The 11,984-nt window shown below is 70.1% G+C and carries 26 protein-coding genes; 23 read left to right on the forward strand and 3 right to left on the reverse strand.

Going from position 1 to position 11,984, the window contains the following annotated elements; all coding sequences use genetic code 11:
- Window positions 1–26 precede the first annotated feature (26 nt).
- From C1I98_RS10970 to C1I98_RS10980, 3 genes are read left to right on the forward strand one after another with little or no spacing between them, the layout of a single operon-like run.
- Window positions 27–320, forward strand: coding sequence for a hypothetical protein (locus tag C1I98_RS10970; protein WP_111167058.1), 294 nt, complete (start codon window positions 27–29; stop codon window positions 318–320).
- Window positions 317–706 carry a hypothetical protein gene (locus C1I98_RS10975; protein WP_111167059.1) on the forward strand — a complete coding sequence of 130 codons (390 nt, stop codon included), beginning with the start codon at window positions 317–319 and terminating at the stop codon, window positions 704–706. The genes C1I98_RS10970 and C1I98_RS10975 overlap by 4 nt, the downstream gene beginning before the upstream one ends.
- On the forward strand, window positions 703–1,080 hold the full coding sequence (locus tag C1I98_RS10980) for a hypothetical protein (protein ID WP_111167060.1): 378 nt from the start codon (window positions 703–705) through the stop codon (window positions 1,078–1,080). The genes C1I98_RS10975 and C1I98_RS10980 overlap by 4 nt, the downstream gene beginning before the upstream one ends.
- Here the strand turns inward: C1I98_RS10980 and C1I98_RS40400 are convergent.
- The 3 genes from C1I98_RS40400 to C1I98_RS10990 form a co-directional block, all read right to left on the reverse strand.
- Complete coding sequence (locus C1I98_RS40400) at window positions 1,077–1,835, reverse strand: hypothetical protein (RefSeq protein ID WP_146607367.1); 759 nt, start codon at window positions 1,833–1,835, stop codon at window positions 1,077–1,079. The two genes, C1I98_RS10980 and C1I98_RS40400, sit on opposite strands and share 4 nt — an antisense overlap.
- A complete protein-coding gene (locus tag C1I98_RS10985; protein WP_146607368.1) occupies window positions 1,836–2,297 on the reverse strand; it encodes a hypothetical protein in 462 nt (153 codons plus the stop codon). It abuts the gene before it with no gap.
- A gap of 134 nt (window positions 2,298–2,431) precedes the next feature.
- The gene (locus C1I98_RS10990) at window positions 2,432–2,830 is read right to left on the reverse strand and encodes a helix-turn-helix domain-containing protein (protein ID WP_111167062.1); all 399 of its coding nucleotides are present in this window, start codon (window positions 2,828–2,830) and stop codon (window positions 2,432–2,434) included.
- 192 nt (window positions 2,831–3,022) lie between these two features.
- On the opposite strand from C1I98_RS10990, the gene C1I98_RS10995 reads away from it, so the two are divergent.
- The 20 genes from C1I98_RS10995 (at window position 3,023) to C1I98_RS11080 (ending at window position 11,734) form a co-directional block, all read left to right on the forward strand.
- On the forward strand, window positions 3,023–3,304 hold the full coding sequence (locus C1I98_RS10995; RefSeq protein WP_111167063.1) for a helix-turn-helix domain-containing protein: 282 nt from the start codon (window positions 3,023–3,025) through the stop codon (window positions 3,302–3,304).
- A 190-nt stretch (window positions 3,305–3,494) separates the two neighbouring features.
- Window positions 3,495–3,833, forward strand: coding sequence for a hypothetical protein (locus C1I98_RS11000; RefSeq protein ID WP_111167064.1), 339 nt, complete (start codon window positions 3,495–3,497; stop codon window positions 3,831–3,833).
- Window positions 3,833–4,582, forward strand: a complete 750-nt coding sequence (locus C1I98_RS11005; protein ID WP_111167065.1) for a DUF7666 domain-containing protein — start codon at window positions 3,833–3,835, stop codon at window positions 4,580–4,582. Before C1I98_RS11000 ends, C1I98_RS11005 begins: the two co-directional genes overlap by 1 nt.
- Window positions 4,582–4,836 (forward strand): hypothetical protein, encoded by a 255-nt coding sequence (locus C1I98_RS11010; protein ID WP_111167066.1) that lies wholly within the window; start codon window positions 4,582–4,584, stop codon window positions 4,834–4,836. The genes C1I98_RS11005 and C1I98_RS11010 overlap by 1 nt, the downstream gene beginning before the upstream one ends.
- Complete coding sequence (locus C1I98_RS11015; RefSeq protein ID WP_111167067.1) at window positions 4,833–5,135, forward strand: hypothetical protein; 303 nt, start codon at window positions 4,833–4,835, stop codon at window positions 5,133–5,135. Before C1I98_RS11010 ends, C1I98_RS11015 begins: the two co-directional genes overlap by 4 nt.
- Window positions 5,132–5,392, forward strand: a complete 261-nt coding sequence (locus C1I98_RS11020) for a hypothetical protein (RefSeq protein ID WP_111167068.1) — start codon at window positions 5,132–5,134, stop codon at window positions 5,390–5,392. Before C1I98_RS11015 ends, C1I98_RS11020 begins: the two co-directional genes overlap by 4 nt.
- A complete protein-coding gene (locus tag C1I98_RS11025; RefSeq protein ID WP_111167069.1) occupies window positions 5,389–5,625 on the forward strand; it encodes a hypothetical protein in 237 nt (78 codons plus the stop codon). Before C1I98_RS11020 ends, C1I98_RS11025 begins: the two co-directional genes overlap by 4 nt.
- Entirely contained in the window at window positions 5,622–6,134 is a 513-nt protein-coding gene (locus C1I98_RS11030) for an HAD domain-containing protein (RefSeq protein WP_111167070.1), read from the forward strand. Before C1I98_RS11025 ends, C1I98_RS11030 begins: the two co-directional genes overlap by 4 nt.
- Entirely contained in the window at window positions 6,131–6,547 is a 417-nt protein-coding gene (locus tag C1I98_RS11035) for a hypothetical protein (RefSeq protein WP_111167071.1), read from the forward strand. The genes C1I98_RS11030 and C1I98_RS11035 overlap by 4 nt, the downstream gene beginning before the upstream one ends.
- Window positions 6,547–6,906 carry a hypothetical protein gene (locus tag C1I98_RS11040; RefSeq protein ID WP_146607369.1) on the forward strand — a complete coding sequence of 120 codons (360 nt, stop codon included), beginning with the start codon at window positions 6,547–6,549 and terminating at the stop codon, window positions 6,904–6,906. The genes C1I98_RS11035 and C1I98_RS11040 overlap by 1 nt, the downstream gene beginning before the upstream one ends.
- Window positions 6,903–7,181 (forward strand): hypothetical protein, encoded by a 279-nt coding sequence (locus C1I98_RS11045; protein WP_111167073.1) that lies wholly within the window; start codon window positions 6,903–6,905, stop codon window positions 7,179–7,181. The genes C1I98_RS11040 and C1I98_RS11045 overlap by 4 nt, the downstream gene beginning before the upstream one ends.
- The gene (locus C1I98_RS11050; RefSeq protein ID WP_111167074.1) at window positions 7,178–7,777 is read left to right on the forward strand and encodes a hypothetical protein; all 600 of its coding nucleotides are present in this window, start codon (window positions 7,178–7,180) and stop codon (window positions 7,775–7,777) included. The genes C1I98_RS11045 and C1I98_RS11050 overlap by 4 nt, the downstream gene beginning before the upstream one ends.
- Window positions 7,774–8,106: a hypothetical protein gene (locus C1I98_RS11055; RefSeq protein WP_111167075.1), complete on the forward strand. Its 333-nt coding sequence runs from the start codon at window positions 7,774–7,776 to the stop codon at window positions 8,104–8,106. Before C1I98_RS11050 ends, C1I98_RS11055 begins: the two co-directional genes overlap by 4 nt.
- Entirely contained in the window at window positions 8,103–9,194 is a 1,092-nt protein-coding gene (locus C1I98_RS11060; protein WP_111167076.1) for a YqaJ viral recombinase family nuclease, read from the forward strand. The genes C1I98_RS11055 and C1I98_RS11060 overlap by 4 nt, the downstream gene beginning before the upstream one ends.
- On the forward strand, window positions 9,191–10,105 hold the full coding sequence (locus C1I98_RS11065; protein WP_158557992.1) for a recombinase RecT: 915 nt from the start codon (window positions 9,191–9,193) through the stop codon (window positions 10,103–10,105). Before C1I98_RS11060 ends, C1I98_RS11065 begins: the two co-directional genes overlap by 4 nt.
- Window positions 10,095–10,253 carry a hypothetical protein gene (locus C1I98_RS41325; protein WP_158557993.1) on the forward strand — a complete coding sequence of 53 codons (159 nt, stop codon included), beginning with the start codon at window positions 10,095–10,097 and terminating at the stop codon, window positions 10,251–10,253. Before C1I98_RS11065 ends, C1I98_RS41325 begins: the two co-directional genes overlap by 11 nt.
- Window positions 10,250–10,720, forward strand: a complete 471-nt coding sequence (locus C1I98_RS11070) for a hypothetical protein (RefSeq protein WP_111167077.1) — start codon at window positions 10,250–10,252, stop codon at window positions 10,718–10,720. Before C1I98_RS41325 ends, C1I98_RS11070 begins: the two co-directional genes overlap by 4 nt.
- Window positions 10,717–11,280 carry a hypothetical protein gene (locus C1I98_RS11075; RefSeq protein WP_111167078.1) on the forward strand — a complete coding sequence of 188 codons (564 nt, stop codon included), beginning with the start codon at window positions 10,717–10,719 and terminating at the stop codon, window positions 11,278–11,280. Before C1I98_RS11070 ends, C1I98_RS11075 begins: the two co-directional genes overlap by 4 nt.
- On the forward strand, window positions 11,277–11,405 hold the full coding sequence (locus C1I98_RS44980; protein WP_267898037.1) for a hypothetical protein: 129 nt from the start codon (window positions 11,277–11,279) through the stop codon (window positions 11,403–11,405). Before C1I98_RS11075 ends, C1I98_RS44980 begins: the two co-directional genes overlap by 4 nt.
- A complete protein-coding gene (locus C1I98_RS11080) occupies window positions 11,402–11,734 on the forward strand; it encodes a helix-turn-helix domain-containing protein (RefSeq protein WP_146607370.1) in 333 nt (110 codons plus the stop codon). The genes C1I98_RS44980 and C1I98_RS11080 overlap by 4 nt, the downstream gene beginning before the upstream one ends.
- Window positions 11,735–11,984 lie beyond the last annotated feature (250 nt).

Genomic DNA, 11,984 nt, shown 5'->3' on the forward strand with positions numbered 1-11,984 from the left:
CCACAGAAGCCCCGAGAGGACCGCCAATGTCCCCCCCTTTTGAAGACCTCGCCCCCGGCGACCATGAACGTATCGTCGAGGCCGTCGGGGCGGTGGTGAGCGTGATGACCGACATCGTCCACCACCGCACGGCCGACGGTGCATGGCAGCCGTTCGTCGAACGCGGCGACATGGCCAGCCTGGCCGACGAGGCTCGCGCCATCCTCGACGCGCTGGACGGGCCGATCAAGAACGCCCGCCGCGTGCTGGCCGCCGCCGAGAGCAGCGCGCGGCTGCGCTCCTACAGCCGCGCCCGGCGCTCCGTGAGGAGGCCGTCGTGACCCGTGACCGCGCCGCACAAATCGCAGGGCTGCGGGCCCTGGCCGACCTGCTGGACACCAACCTCGCGGTGCCCGCGCCGTGGCAGTCCATCGAGATCGACTTCAGCCCCTTTGGGCGCCCCCTCGTCCCGCCGGCCGACCAGCTCCAGGTGGCGCTGGACGTGATCGCGCACATGCGGGAGCCCGAGCTGGCGATGGAGCTTGTCCGCAGTAGAGAGCGCGCCTGGCTGAACGTTCGTGGTGATGTCGTGGGTCTCACCGTGCGTCTTCGCCTCGACGCCGACCACGTGTGCGACCGCGACCCGTCGGCGCGGCGCAAGCGGGACCGCTGGATCGTCCCGCCGAGGCTGCTCGCCGTCGTACGCGACGGCCGGAGAACGCCATGAGCCGTCGCGACCGGGTGACCGAGCCCGCCGAGCTGGCCGCCAACCTCGTCAGGTTCTTGCGCCGCATGGAGGACCACGCAGCGAGCGACCCGGCGAACTTGATCCTCATCGACGAGCTCGCCGAGGCGCTGCGCGAGACGAAGCTGCGGGCCATCGCCCGCGCGGGGCGCGCCGCCCGAGAGGGGGGTGACTACAGCATCGGCGAGATTGGCCGGATCCTGGGCGTGTCCAAGCAGGCCGTGCACCAGCTCATGGCGAAGGGCAAGGTCCTCCTGGAGGAGCAGCGCGCCCGGCTCGGCGTCGTGTCGCTGAGAGAGCGCCGCCGCGCACGCCTGGCCGATGCAGGCGTGCGCGACCGGCGCGCCGTCGGTTAGTCCAGAAGGCAGGCGTCCACGTTCACCAGTGGGTCCAGCGGGACGCGCACATGGATGCCATCACACGCCGTCGTCTCCGGCCTCGGGCCTGGAGGCGGTGGCGTTGTCCTGTCCGGCTCGTCGGGCTCGGGCGGCTGCTGTGGCTCCGGCCCGGGTGGCGGCTCGGGCACGGGGTCGTCCGGCCGTGGCTCGCTCGTCGGGTGCGGAGACGCCGAGAAGGACGGAGGCGCCGTCGTGGGGCGCCGCCGCGGTGTCCGGTCAGGCGTGGGATCGCGGCGGCGGTCCGCCTCGCGCTCTGGCGCCTGTGGCCTGGTGTCTCCTACGGGTGCCGCAGTTCGAGCCGGCCTGGGGATGGAGCTCGCCGTGGGGTTCGCCGATTGGGTGGCGTCGGCTTTAGGCGATGGCGAGGCGTACGTGGCGGTCAGCGGGGGCCGCGGCTGTGCGGTGGGCGGCTCGCTAGGTGCGCCGCTGGCGGTGATGACGGCGACGGTGGCGAGGGCGACCAGGCCCACCGCCGTGGCGGTCGGCGCGGGGTGCGCGGCGGCGCGGTCGCGCTGTTCGGCGAGCCAGCCGACAAACGGCAGCACAGTGAGCGCTCCATCGCGCCGGAGTTGGCGCTGCGCCGCGCGGATGGCCGCACGGCGTTCGTGCTTGGGGAGTTTGGTGTTGACGATGATGATCGGCTGTCCATCGTCACTGGTGACGATCGTGGGGACGTCGCCAGGGAGTTCGTCGAAGCGGATGAGGGCGGCCATTTATTCGGCCTCCCCTCGCGCGAACGCGCGTGCGGATCGGATCACCTGCTTCATCTGTTCCCACTCGTGGGCCTCGCGTATGGGCTCCAAGTCCCGGGGGGCGCCATACCGGACGATGGTGGCAGGGACGCCGTCCACATCCACCTCCACCGGCCGGTACTCGGCCTGGGCGTGCCACGCCAGGCCGAGTTGCCGGGGCGGCAGATCTTCAGGGTCGGCGCCCCGCTCGCGGTAGAGGGCTGCGATCAGCACCCGCGCGGCGGCGAGCTCCGCCCGGTGCTCTTCCAGCTCGGCGATGAGTCGTGCCTGCTCTCCGCTGGAGTGATCGTGTACCTGCTGTTGCCAGCGGGCCAGCGTGTTGATGCGGTTGACCCGCGCGATCATCCGCTCGATGACGTGGCTCTCGTCAGAGGCATCGCAGTTGACGCGCGAGTTGGGGGTGCTGTCAGGGGGCATGGTCATGAAGCGCCTTTGCTACAGACGTGTTTACTTGTGCGCGCTTCCCGGGCCTTTCGGCCTATCTACATCACGTCATATGCCCGCAGGAGTCCAGGGATCACGGGGTTTGTGACTGGACCGTTACGTACTTCGGACTCCTATGCACCGGCCGACCGCTTGGTCGCGTGCGTCGCCACCTCTGCCCCGCGCATTGCGCGCACGGACATGATCAGCGCCCGGCGCTCATACTCGGTGAGCTCAGTGATCTCCCAGATTTTCTGGGCCCACACTTCGGCGTAGCGACGCGCCGACGTGGCCGAGGCCGACGGCCTCGGGTCGCGGCCCGCGGCGATCTCTGTCAGAGTGCCGGCTGCCCAGCCGAGCGCGGCCTCGATCCGTGCGCGGGTCCGCGCATGTGGCCAACGTTCGCCGCTCTCCAAGTTGAAGATCGTTTTTACGTCGATCTCGGCGACGCTGGCCAGTTGCTGCTGGGTTAACCCGAGTTCGCCGCGTCGGGCCACCACGTGTTGTGCGGCTCGTGCGCGGTCCTGGCTCATACCCCCCCATTCTGCCGGGAACAAGCGGGAACATCCACCCGGCGCGGTGAAGTTCTGTGCAGAAGTTAGTTGAGCCTAACGCGCCAGGTCAGCGCACTAGTGTTCGGATGGATCGATCTAAGTTGCGGATTCATCCCAGAACTTCCATGTTTCCTCTTGAGATGTTCCCGATTCTTCCCTAAAGTTGCCGATATGGAAGACCGCGCGGCACCGGACCCCGAAGACGTCCGGATCGGGACTACCATCCGGGCGCTGCGAAACGCACTCGGATGGAAGCTTGGCGAGCTGGCTGCGGCCGTCGGCCGAAGCCACGCCTACCTCAGCAACATCGAGGCCGGCCGCAAGCGGTGCCCTGGCTGGCTCGCGCGGAAGATCGCCGAAGCGCTAGGGGTGCCGGTGGGCGCGATCGTCAGCCCCGGCTACGACACCGCCCCCATCACCGCCCCCATCGCCACCGACAGACAGTCGGCATGAGAGCCAGCGGGACGGGGTGAACGGTCCTTAGGGGAGGCCGCAAGGACCGGCCACGACGCGCCAGTGGACGCCGAGCCGCGCCCTGCCCCGTCCCGCGATCACGTCGCACGACATGAAGATGCCCCGAGCTGAGCCACCAGCTCGGGGCGGTGTCGGAGACCCCGACACCGCGACTTTACAGGGAGACCCCATGGCAACCCCCGTTCCGGCCGCGAGGCCGCCCGTCCCACAGGCGTCCTGCTCGGTCTGCCTGGCCACGCACAGGCTGATGTACCGCACCCTTATTGCGCCGCACGATGTCGCGGTCGGCGGCGAGATGCTGCCCTGCCCCGGCGGGTGCGGGGCACCGCTGCTCGCGTTCGAGATCCGCGAGGGCGACGTGCTCGGCGTGGGGCAGGTCCGCAACGTCTTGGACGTCCCGGGCCAGGAGGCGCACGAGATCGACGTGCAGATCGGCCACGACTGGATCACCCTCGCGGCCGACCAGCCCGTCATCATCCGCTCGCGCACGTCAGCGGTGGTGGCGTGATGCAGTACGTCGAGATCGTGAGCCAGGCCGAGTACTCGGTGGCCCCGGAAGACGCCGACCTGCATGTGTTCGAGGGCTACATCAAGATCGCCCCGGGCGATCGGCGTCTGCTGACCGTGTCCGGGTCCGCCCACGTCGCGGCCGGCAACACCCCGGTCATCGCCTGCGGCCACGCGACCGTCGAGGCACGTCGCGGGCAGGTCACCGCCTACGACCAGGTCACCGTCATCGCCTACAACTCGCGGGTCACCGCGTACGGCGACACGGTGGTCCGCGCCTACGGCAGCAGCGAGGTGACCGCGGGGACGAACGTCACCGCCTATCGGTGCGACCGCGAGGCCACGGTGAGGGGCGGGAAGGTCATCGAGATCCCGCTGGTACGCCACGACGACATCCGGCAGTGGTGCGAACACTACGGCGTCAAGGTCGCCGACGACGACACGATCGTCCTCTACAAGGGCGTTCGCGCGAGCTTCTACTCCGGCTGGGGCATGCACTACCCGCTCGGCGGGATCGTCACTGCGCCGGACTGGAGCACCTACCCGGACTGTGGCGGCGGCCTGCACCTGTCGCCGTCGCCCGCACACGTGCGCGAATACGTCGAGCTGTGGCAGCCCGGAATGCGTATCCTCGCCTGCCGCGTCGAGCTCGCCGACGGCATCGTCCACCTCGGCGACAAGGTCAAGGTGCGCCGCTGCATGGTCCTGCATGAGGTCGATACCCTCGGCCGTTTTCGGGTGGTGGCGTGATGTCCCGCCTCGACAACCTCGCCCACGTGTGGCCCGAGCGGACCGCCGTCGTCCACCGCGCCACCGGCGCGACCGGCACCATCACCCCGTGCCCGGCCGGTGACCCCATCGCCGAGCAGTACGACTGGGGCCGCCGGACGGCGCAGATCCTGCTCAACGGGTCCGATCCCGGCGTGGTCTGGGTGACCTGGCGCGACCGGCCCGGCTGCTGGATCCGCCCTGGTGTCCTGCGCAAGGTGCGGAGGACACCATGATCACTCTGCCCGACTGCCGCATGGTCCTCGGCGAGTTCGAGGCGTACCACATCGAGTACGTCGGTCACCGCATTGGCGGTGACCTGGACGTGGTCGTGTCGGCCGTCCCGTACGACCACCACGCCCGGCAGTCCTATGTCGCGTTCCGGCATCACGCGGGGGAGTGGCGGGCGCTGGCTGGCCGGACGCACGACCTGGAGACCGCCATCCACCGGGCCGAGCGTGAGACGCGCTGGGCCGGATGGGGCTCACCTGAACTGGCCGCGCTTCTCGACCTCGCGAGGGAGACCCCGGCGTGAGCCTCCCCGCGATCCCCAAGCTCGTCAAGCACACGGGGCGCCGCGTCCGCGACCCGCACCCGTGGCGTACGCGTTCCGCCCGGCTCCGCCCGACCGCCCGCAGCGGCACATGGGCGCTCCTCGTCGTCGGCGTCACGGAGACGGGCGTGGCAATCGGCTGGACCGTCGAGTACGGCCCGACCCTGCCCAGCGCGATCCTCGCGACCAACGCGATCTTGCTCTTGCTGCTGCGCTGGGGGGTCCGATGGACGCCGTGAGCGAGCCGCGCGAGATCCACACGCCGAAGGACCCGCTGGAGATGGCGGGCAACCTCGTAGCTGCACTCCGTCGCATGTCCGACCGCTCGGCGACCCATCCGCAGGAGGCCGTCCGGGAGCAGCTTGGGAGCCGGTCTGCGGCCTGCGGCCGGCGTGCAGCGGATCTCGCGCTCGTCTCGATCGCCCGCGACCTGCGAAGGATCGCCGACCACCTCACCGGAGATGTCCCATGAAGCCGCCGCTGATCCTGCTCGACGTGGACGGCGTTACCGCGCCCTTTTTCCGGCCGGGCCCGGAGTGGCGGCGTCACAGCGCCGTATCCGATGGTCGCACCTACCAGGTTTGGTTGAACCCGGCGGTAGGGGCGCAGCTCCTGACGCTCGCCGAGCAGACCGGTGCCGAGCTGACGTGGTGTACCTCGTGGGACCACGATGCCAACACGGCGATCGCACCCTTGATCGGCCTGCCGGAGTTGCCGGTGTGCGTCGTCGATCAGGACGCCAAATGGGCCGCGCACCTCACTGCCGATCTTTGCTTCAAGACGGGGACCGTCGCCGATTACGCCGCAGGCCGCCCGTTCGTCTGGTTCGACGACTACATCGGACTGGGCGACGCCCGATATCTCGCTGACCGCGCCGACGTCGGTGATTACCTCCTGATCACTGTGGAACCGCGCCGGGGGCTCACCCTCGAGCACCTGGAGCAGGCCCGCGCTTGGCTCGCCGAGAGGGGCGGGTCATGAAGGTCGTCCGGTTCGCTGTCGGCGTCGTCATCGGCATCTCCCTCGGCCTGGCCGTCCTGTGGCTCGGCATCTCCCTCGGTCTCGGCCCGCGATGGACGTGGGTCTTCCTGGCCAGCCTGTTCGTTCTGACGGCGCTCGGGTGGCTGGCCCTCTACCTCATCGCTCGCGCGTCCATTCGGGAGGCTGAGATGAACTACGCCGCGATCGTGGACGGGTGCCGCCGGCGCAGCACCGAGTACCTGGTCCGGACCCACGATGAGGGTGTCCGGTACGCCAACAGCGGCTCACCGGCGACGCTCGGCGGCACGACCCTGGAGGCCGTCCGCGAGGTGCTCGCCGAGCGCGGCGTGGCCCTGTGTCATTGCGGTGCGCCTGACGGCGGCGTCCACACCATGGCGTGCGAGGTGTCGTGATGGCCGCCCTGCCGACATATGACTACGGCCAGATCGCACCCCACGAAATCCGGCACGAGCTCGACGACAACTGGTCCACCTTCTTCTTCGGCACTTGCCGTGTCTCGATTTCGCGCAACGACCTGGACCGCATCCGGGACGCGCGCCGGCTGGCGCAGGTCCTCGCCGCTCAGGCCGGGATGTGGGACGCCGATCTCGCTGCCCTTGAGGAGCGCGCGGCCCGCGTGATGAGACCGGCCCCACCTGCGGCCGACACCTCAGCCGATGAGCCGTACGGCGGCGATGACCCCGTCCTCGACGCGCGGGTGACCGCCGTCATGCAGATCCCGGAAACCCACCGCAGGGAGGCCAGCGAATGACCGGCCGACACCGAGCCGAAGACGGCTCGACCGACCCGTACCCGGTCGCCACGACCGCGCCGGTCAGGCCGATCGCCGACCTGGCCGACTGGGAGAACGTCTGGCGCGAGACCGACCCGGACGAGTGGCTCGCCCCGCTGCGGTCCGGCGGCACGCAGATCGAGCGGGCGATGCGTCGCACGATGCGCGCACGCGGCCAGCTCCTCGCCGAGCGCGTCGGCCGCCGCGCCGCGCGGATGCGCGCCGCGTTTTGGAAGGGGGAGGGCGAGCAATGAGCCAGAGATACGAGCCTGGCGAGATCGTCGACATCACCATCACGGGCGCGCGCGTACTGACCCATACAGACGGCTCGCTGGTCTATGAGTACGAGTACGGCGAGGCAGGGGCCACCGACCGGGAAGAGGTCCGGCACGAGGCCAGCGCCGTCACGATCACCCGCCGCGTTCCCGCCGCTGGGATGCCAAGACCGAACGAGGTATGGGAGGACGACCTTGGCATTCGGTACCTCGTTGTTGAGAGCGAAGGACAGGTCCGCCTGCATGATGGCGCTCCGTCCGGCTCCCGGTCCGTGGAGCACATCCACGAGGTGTACGGCCCCATCACGCCCCTGATCCGCGATGAGCCGGGGCGGGAGGACATCACTCCGGACATCGCCAAGCAGGTGCTGTGGTGGTTCGGACAGGGCTCGGAGGGGGGCGCAGAAGGCTCGACGTTCGAGAACGGGCTGATCGGCACCATCGTCCATGCGCCCAAGGAAGAACGGCGGCGCCTGGCCCGCGAGTACCCCGGCTACGTCCAGGCCGTCTACTGGGCGGAGGCGCCGGATGGCGGGATCGACGACCTGCGGAAGATCGCGGAGCGTGCCTCGTGAACCTCGTCCTTGAAATCCGCGGCCAGGCGAACGAGACCGCCCGCATTGGATCTCTGGCTCTCACGCCCCCGATCCGCGAGGACTACTGGACGTATCGCGTCCAGCTCGGCGAACGTCAGGCGATCGTGGGGTTCCCGAAGTTCGGGATCCTCGGCATCGGTTTCGCGGTGGAGAAGGACTGGAACGCCAACCTCCCCTATGACTGCGCGGCCGAAGAGATCTACGAGCACATCGCGCACAACAAGGGCGATGACGACATCAGCCGTGAGGACTGCCTTACAGCGATCCGGATGATCCAGGACGCGGTCAAGGCGGAGCGTACGTCATGAGCGCCAGGCTGGTCCTCGGACCCGACGCTCCCCGGGAGGCGTGGCTGGCGGCGCGCCTCCCGGGGGTGACGGCCAGCGAGGTCGCCATCGTGATGGGGCTCTCGCCGTTCGGGTCGCCGTTCAGCCTGTACTGGCAGAAGACGGGCCAGCTCGGCGAAACGCCCGACAACGACGCCATGTCGCTCGGGCGCCACCTGGAGCCGTGGATCGCCGACCGCTTCGAGCGCGACCACCCGGAGCTGTCGCTGGAGCTGGCCGGCCTGTACGCCTCGACCGACCGGCCGTGGCAGATGGCCACGCCGGACCGGACCGTCTACACGGCCAGCGACATCGTGAACGTCGAGATCAGATGCTGCACCTGGCACCGGGTCGGGCCGCCGCCGACGTACGGCGCGATGGCCGCGTGCTGCGACCCGGATGACTGCGGCCCGTGCTGCCAGGACTGCCCGACCTGTCCGACGCTGCACCCGCCGGAGCCGCCGGTAACCCTCTGGGAGGGCAAGTCCGCCGCGTCGTATGACGGGTGGGGCGAGTCTGGCACCGACGACATCCCGGTCTACTACCGCGTGCAGGTGCTCCAGCAGATCGACGTGTTCGACCTGCCGTACGCCTACCTGAGCTGCCTGTTTTTGCCGACCAAAGAGGTTCGCCACTACCTCATCGAGCGCGACGAGCAGGACCTGGCCGTCATGCGCGAGGCCGCCCAGGAGTTTTTGGCGCTACTCGCGCGCGACGATCCGCCGCCCATCGATGGCCACTCCGCGACCACCGCCGCGCTTCGCAAGCTGCATCCGAAGCTGGCCGACCGCGAGCAGGAGATCGACCTGGTGCTCAAGCACGCCTACGAGCAGGCGTGCGAGGCGGCCAAGGCCGCCGAGGAGCGCAAGGAGCTCCTCACCAACGAGTTGCGCGCGGCGATGGGGGACGCCCGGTACGCCGTCCTCAACGGCGAGCGCGTGGCCACCAGGAGCGTCTACGACCGGCGCGGCATCGACAACGAGCGGCTGCGCCAGCGCCACCCCGCCGCCTACGCCGACTGCCTGACCACGTCCGAAGTAGACAAGATCATCCCAAGGAGGGCGAAGTGACCCGCCAGACCGTCAGCCAGGCCGTGGCCAAGCGTGACAACGGCCCCGGCGCGCTCATCAAGCAGTACGAAGGCGACTTCGCCTCTGTGCTTCCGTCGCACATCACACCCGAGACGTTCGTGCGGCTCTCGCAAGGACTTCTGCGGCGCAACGCCGAACTTCGCGAGCACGCGGAGGCCAACCCGGGGGCGTTTCTCGCTGCGCTTCTCGACTGCGCGCGGCTGGGCCACGAACCCGGCACCGACGCCTATGCGCTCGTTCCCTTCAAGGACAAGGGCGTCCCCACCATCGTCGGCATCGAGCAGTACCAGGGCGAGATCGAACGGATGTACCGGGCTGGTGCGGTGGTCTCCGTTAAAGCCGAGGTCGTACGACTCAACGACTTCTATCACTTCGATGAGAAGACGATGACCAAGCCGGACCACCGGCCCGGCTGGTTCGCCACTGACCCGCCTGGCCAGTCGCGGCACCCCGCCTTCCTCTCCGTGAAGGACCGGGGCGAACTGATCGGTGTCTACGCCTACGCCGAGTTCCCCAGCGGTGCCGTGTCTCGCGTGGTGTCCATGGCCAAAGACGAGGTGATGCTGCACCGCGCCGAGGCCCGAACGAAGAAGATCTGGGACGGCCCGTGGGAAAAATCCATGTGGCTCAAGACGGCCGTGCACGAGCTGGAAAAATGGGTTCCCACGTCGAGCGAGTACCGGCGCGAGCAGCTCCGGGCCGTCGCAGAAGCCGACGTCATCCGCCAGCGGCCTACCTACGACGTCACCCAGGCCCCGCCGCCGCCAGCGCCCATGTCGATGCCGACCGAGGACATCACCGACGCCGAGATCGTGGACGAGCCCGGCGAGGTGGACGACTGGCCGCCGGTGACTAAGCCTGGCTCGGGAGGCGGCACCGATGCCTCGTGACCCGCACCCCGGGCCCGGCTGCCCCTGCCGGGCCTGCGGTGCCCGGACCGACCGGCTCGCCCGCGACGCCAAGGCCGCCCGCAGAGCCGGCTGCCTGACCACGCTGGCCGTGCTCCCCATGGCGCTGATCAGGAGGGCCACCCGATGATGTACGCCCTGATCGACACCGACGGCGGCCTGCACATCAAGGCCGGCGCGTGGCGGTCCGAGGTCGGCCCCGAAGGGCCGGGCCGGGTACGCCTCCAGCCGGACCCGGACGGCCACGAGTGGGCCGGATGGGTCAACGACGACGGCCACCGGCTCGGGCTGCCGCGCAACATCGTCGGCGGCCTGATCCTCAACACCCTTGGCGCGCCGCCGAGCCCGTACCCCGGGCCGGTCGTCATCACTGGGTGGGGCCCGCTGCCGCACACAGAGGTGCGCGCCCTGTCCGTCGTCGAGGCCGACGTCGTTCGCGCGATCCACGACCATGCCCGGCGTGCGCCGGTCGGCGAGGCGGCGGGCTGGGCCGATGACGCCCGTGCGATCGCCGAGTACATGCGCATCGCGCCGACTCCCGGCCTCACCGTCCTCGCTGGCGCGGACGCTCTCGCCCGGCTCAGGGGGCGGTCGTGAGAGGGAAGAAGGCCGCCGGAGCGGCGATCCGCAAGGACCGCGCCGAGCTGGAGCAGCGGGCCGTACGCGCAGAGCACGCGGAGCGGCGGCTGACCGGCGAGCTGGCCGCCCTGCGCGAGCGCTCCGGCCGGGAGATTCATGCCCTGCGCACGGCCCTCGCCGAGGCGAAGCGGCAGCGCGATGATGCAGCGAGTCCGCTGCTGCTCGGCGCCGAGGAACGGGTCCGGACGCTCTCTGCCGATCTGCTGGCAGCGCGTGCGGCCCACGAACGGACCAAGACTGCCTACCAGAAGCTGGTCAACGGCCTGATGCTCAGCGCGCATCAGGAGGGGCTCACGATCGCGGAAGCGCGCCACCGCATCGCCAACCTGTCGGGGGAGGAATTCCAACTCGCGGACACCGGGGGCACTGAAGAGGCACCCGCTGACCCTCAGCGCGCCGCGTTCGAGCGAGCCGTGGCCTCCAAGGAGCGTGACGCGACGAATTTGATCATGGCCGCTGGCGGTCGCCTCGCAGTGAAGTCAGACATCCTCGTCGAGCGCGCCGGAGGCGACCGGTGATTCGCCTGCTGATCGCGCTGGACCAGTGGCTGCGGGCTAGCCGGTGGCGTGTGCCTGCCGTCACGGTAACCGCCGCCGTGGCCGCAGTCATCCTCGCCCTGGTGCTCACCAAGGTCCTGACATGAGTGGCCTGCGTATGACCGTGACGTGGGAGTTTTCGGACGGTCCTGCTGAGAAGGCCCTGGCGCTCGCCGAACGCTGGCTCGCCGAGCAGCTCGGCGAGGGCACGCCGCCGCCGCGCCCGGTCCGCGTCGCGTGCCAGAGCATCACCACGACCCGGCCGAGCGTGCTGACGGCGCGCCGCCAGGCGCTCGGGCTCACCGTCCGCCAGCTCGCCGCCCGTGCCCGCATCGACCCGCAGGTGATCGCAGCGGCCGAGAACGGTGCGCTCGCGCCCGGCACGGCCGGTTACTCCAGGGTCTCCGCAGTCCTCACCGACCTGGAAGTCCGATGACCACTCGACCCGCCGCAGCCTCCCTTCCTGCGGCGCGCCCGCCAGGCGACCACCCGACGCCGTCGGCGGGCACCCACCTGGCCCTGGACCATATCGGGGGCCGGGACCAGGTGGGACCACCAGACGTGCAGTCCCGCCCGCCGGGGGACGGGCGGGACTGCACACCAGCGGGCGCGGCCGGGGGGCCCGCGCCCGAACCCCGCGCGAAGGACCCCTCGCGCGGGTGCCCCTGGCGCTCCTCCGGCCATGG

The organism is Spongiactinospora gelatinilytica (assembly GCF_003236385.1).
GTDB classification, from domain to species: domain Bacteria; phylum Actinomycetota; class Actinomycetes; order Streptosporangiales; family Streptosporangiaceae; genus Spongiactinospora; species Spongiactinospora gelatinilytica.

Excerpts from the sequence above, each read along its gene's own strand:
- C1I98_RS11040 (WP_146607369.1), top strand. The coding sequence starts at position 6,547 with ATGGCCGCCCTGCCGACATATGACTACGGCCAGATCGCACCCCACGAA.
- C1I98_RS11060 (WP_111167076.1), top strand. The coding sequence starts at position 8,103 with ATGAGCGCCAGGCTGGTCCTCGGACCCGACGCTCCCCGGGAGGCGTGG.
- C1I98_RS10980 (WP_111167060.1), top strand. The coding sequence starts at position 703 with ATGAGCCGTCGCGACCGGGTGACCGAGCCCGCCGAGCTGGCCGCCAAC.
- C1I98_RS11050 (WP_111167074.1), top strand. The coding sequence starts at position 7,178 with ATGAGCCAGAGATACGAGCCTGGCGAGATCGTCGACATCACCATCACG.
- C1I98_RS41325 (WP_158557993.1), top strand. The coding sequence starts at position 10,095 with ATGCCTCGTGACCCGCACCCCGGGCCCGGCTGCCCCTGCCGGGCCTGC.
- C1I98_RS10985 (WP_146607368.1), bottom strand. The coding sequence starts at position 2,297 with ATGACCATGCCCCCTGACAGCACCCCCAACTCGCGCGTCAACTGCGAT.
- C1I98_RS11015 (WP_111167067.1), top strand. The coding sequence starts at position 4,833 with ATGATCACTCTGCCCGACTGCCGCATGGTCCTCGGCGAGTTCGAGGCG.
- C1I98_RS40400 (WP_146607367.1), bottom strand. The coding sequence starts at position 1,835 with ATGGCCGCCCTCATCCGCTTCGACGAACTCCCTGGCGACGTCCCCACG.
- C1I98_RS11000 (WP_111167064.1), top strand. The coding sequence starts at position 3,495 with ATGGCAACCCCCGTTCCGGCCGCGAGGCCGCCCGTCCCACAGGCGTCC.
- C1I98_RS11005 (WP_111167065.1), top strand. The coding sequence starts at position 3,833 with ATGCAGTACGTCGAGATCGTGAGCCAGGCCGAGTACTCGGTGGCCCCG.
- C1I98_RS10970 (WP_111167058.1), top strand. The coding sequence starts at position 27 with ATGTCCCCCCCTTTTGAAGACCTCGCCCCCGGCGACCATGAACGTATC.
- C1I98_RS11010 (WP_111167066.1), top strand. The coding sequence starts at position 4,582 with ATGTCCCGCCTCGACAACCTCGCCCACGTGTGGCCCGAGCGGACCGCC.
- C1I98_RS11045 (WP_111167073.1), top strand. The coding sequence starts at position 6,903 with ATGACCGGCCGACACCGAGCCGAAGACGGCTCGACCGACCCGTACCCG.
- C1I98_RS11035 (WP_111167071.1), top strand. The coding sequence starts at position 6,131 with ATGAAGGTCGTCCGGTTCGCTGTCGGCGTCGTCATCGGCATCTCCCTC.
- C1I98_RS11030 (WP_111167070.1), top strand. The coding sequence starts at position 5,622 with ATGAAGCCGCCGCTGATCCTGCTCGACGTGGACGGCGTTACCGCGCCC.
- C1I98_RS10995 (WP_111167063.1), top strand. The coding sequence starts at position 3,023 with ATGGAAGACCGCGCGGCACCGGACCCCGAAGACGTCCGGATCGGGACT.
- C1I98_RS10990 (WP_111167062.1), bottom strand. The coding sequence starts at position 2,830 with ATGAGCCAGGACCGCGCACGAGCCGCACAACACGTGGTGGCCCGACGC.
- C1I98_RS11080 (WP_146607370.1), top strand. The coding sequence starts at position 11,402 with ATGAGTGGCCTGCGTATGACCGTGACGTGGGAGTTTTCGGACGGTCCT.
- C1I98_RS11070 (WP_111167077.1), top strand. The coding sequence starts at position 10,250 with ATGATGTACGCCCTGATCGACACCGACGGCGGCCTGCACATCAAGGCC.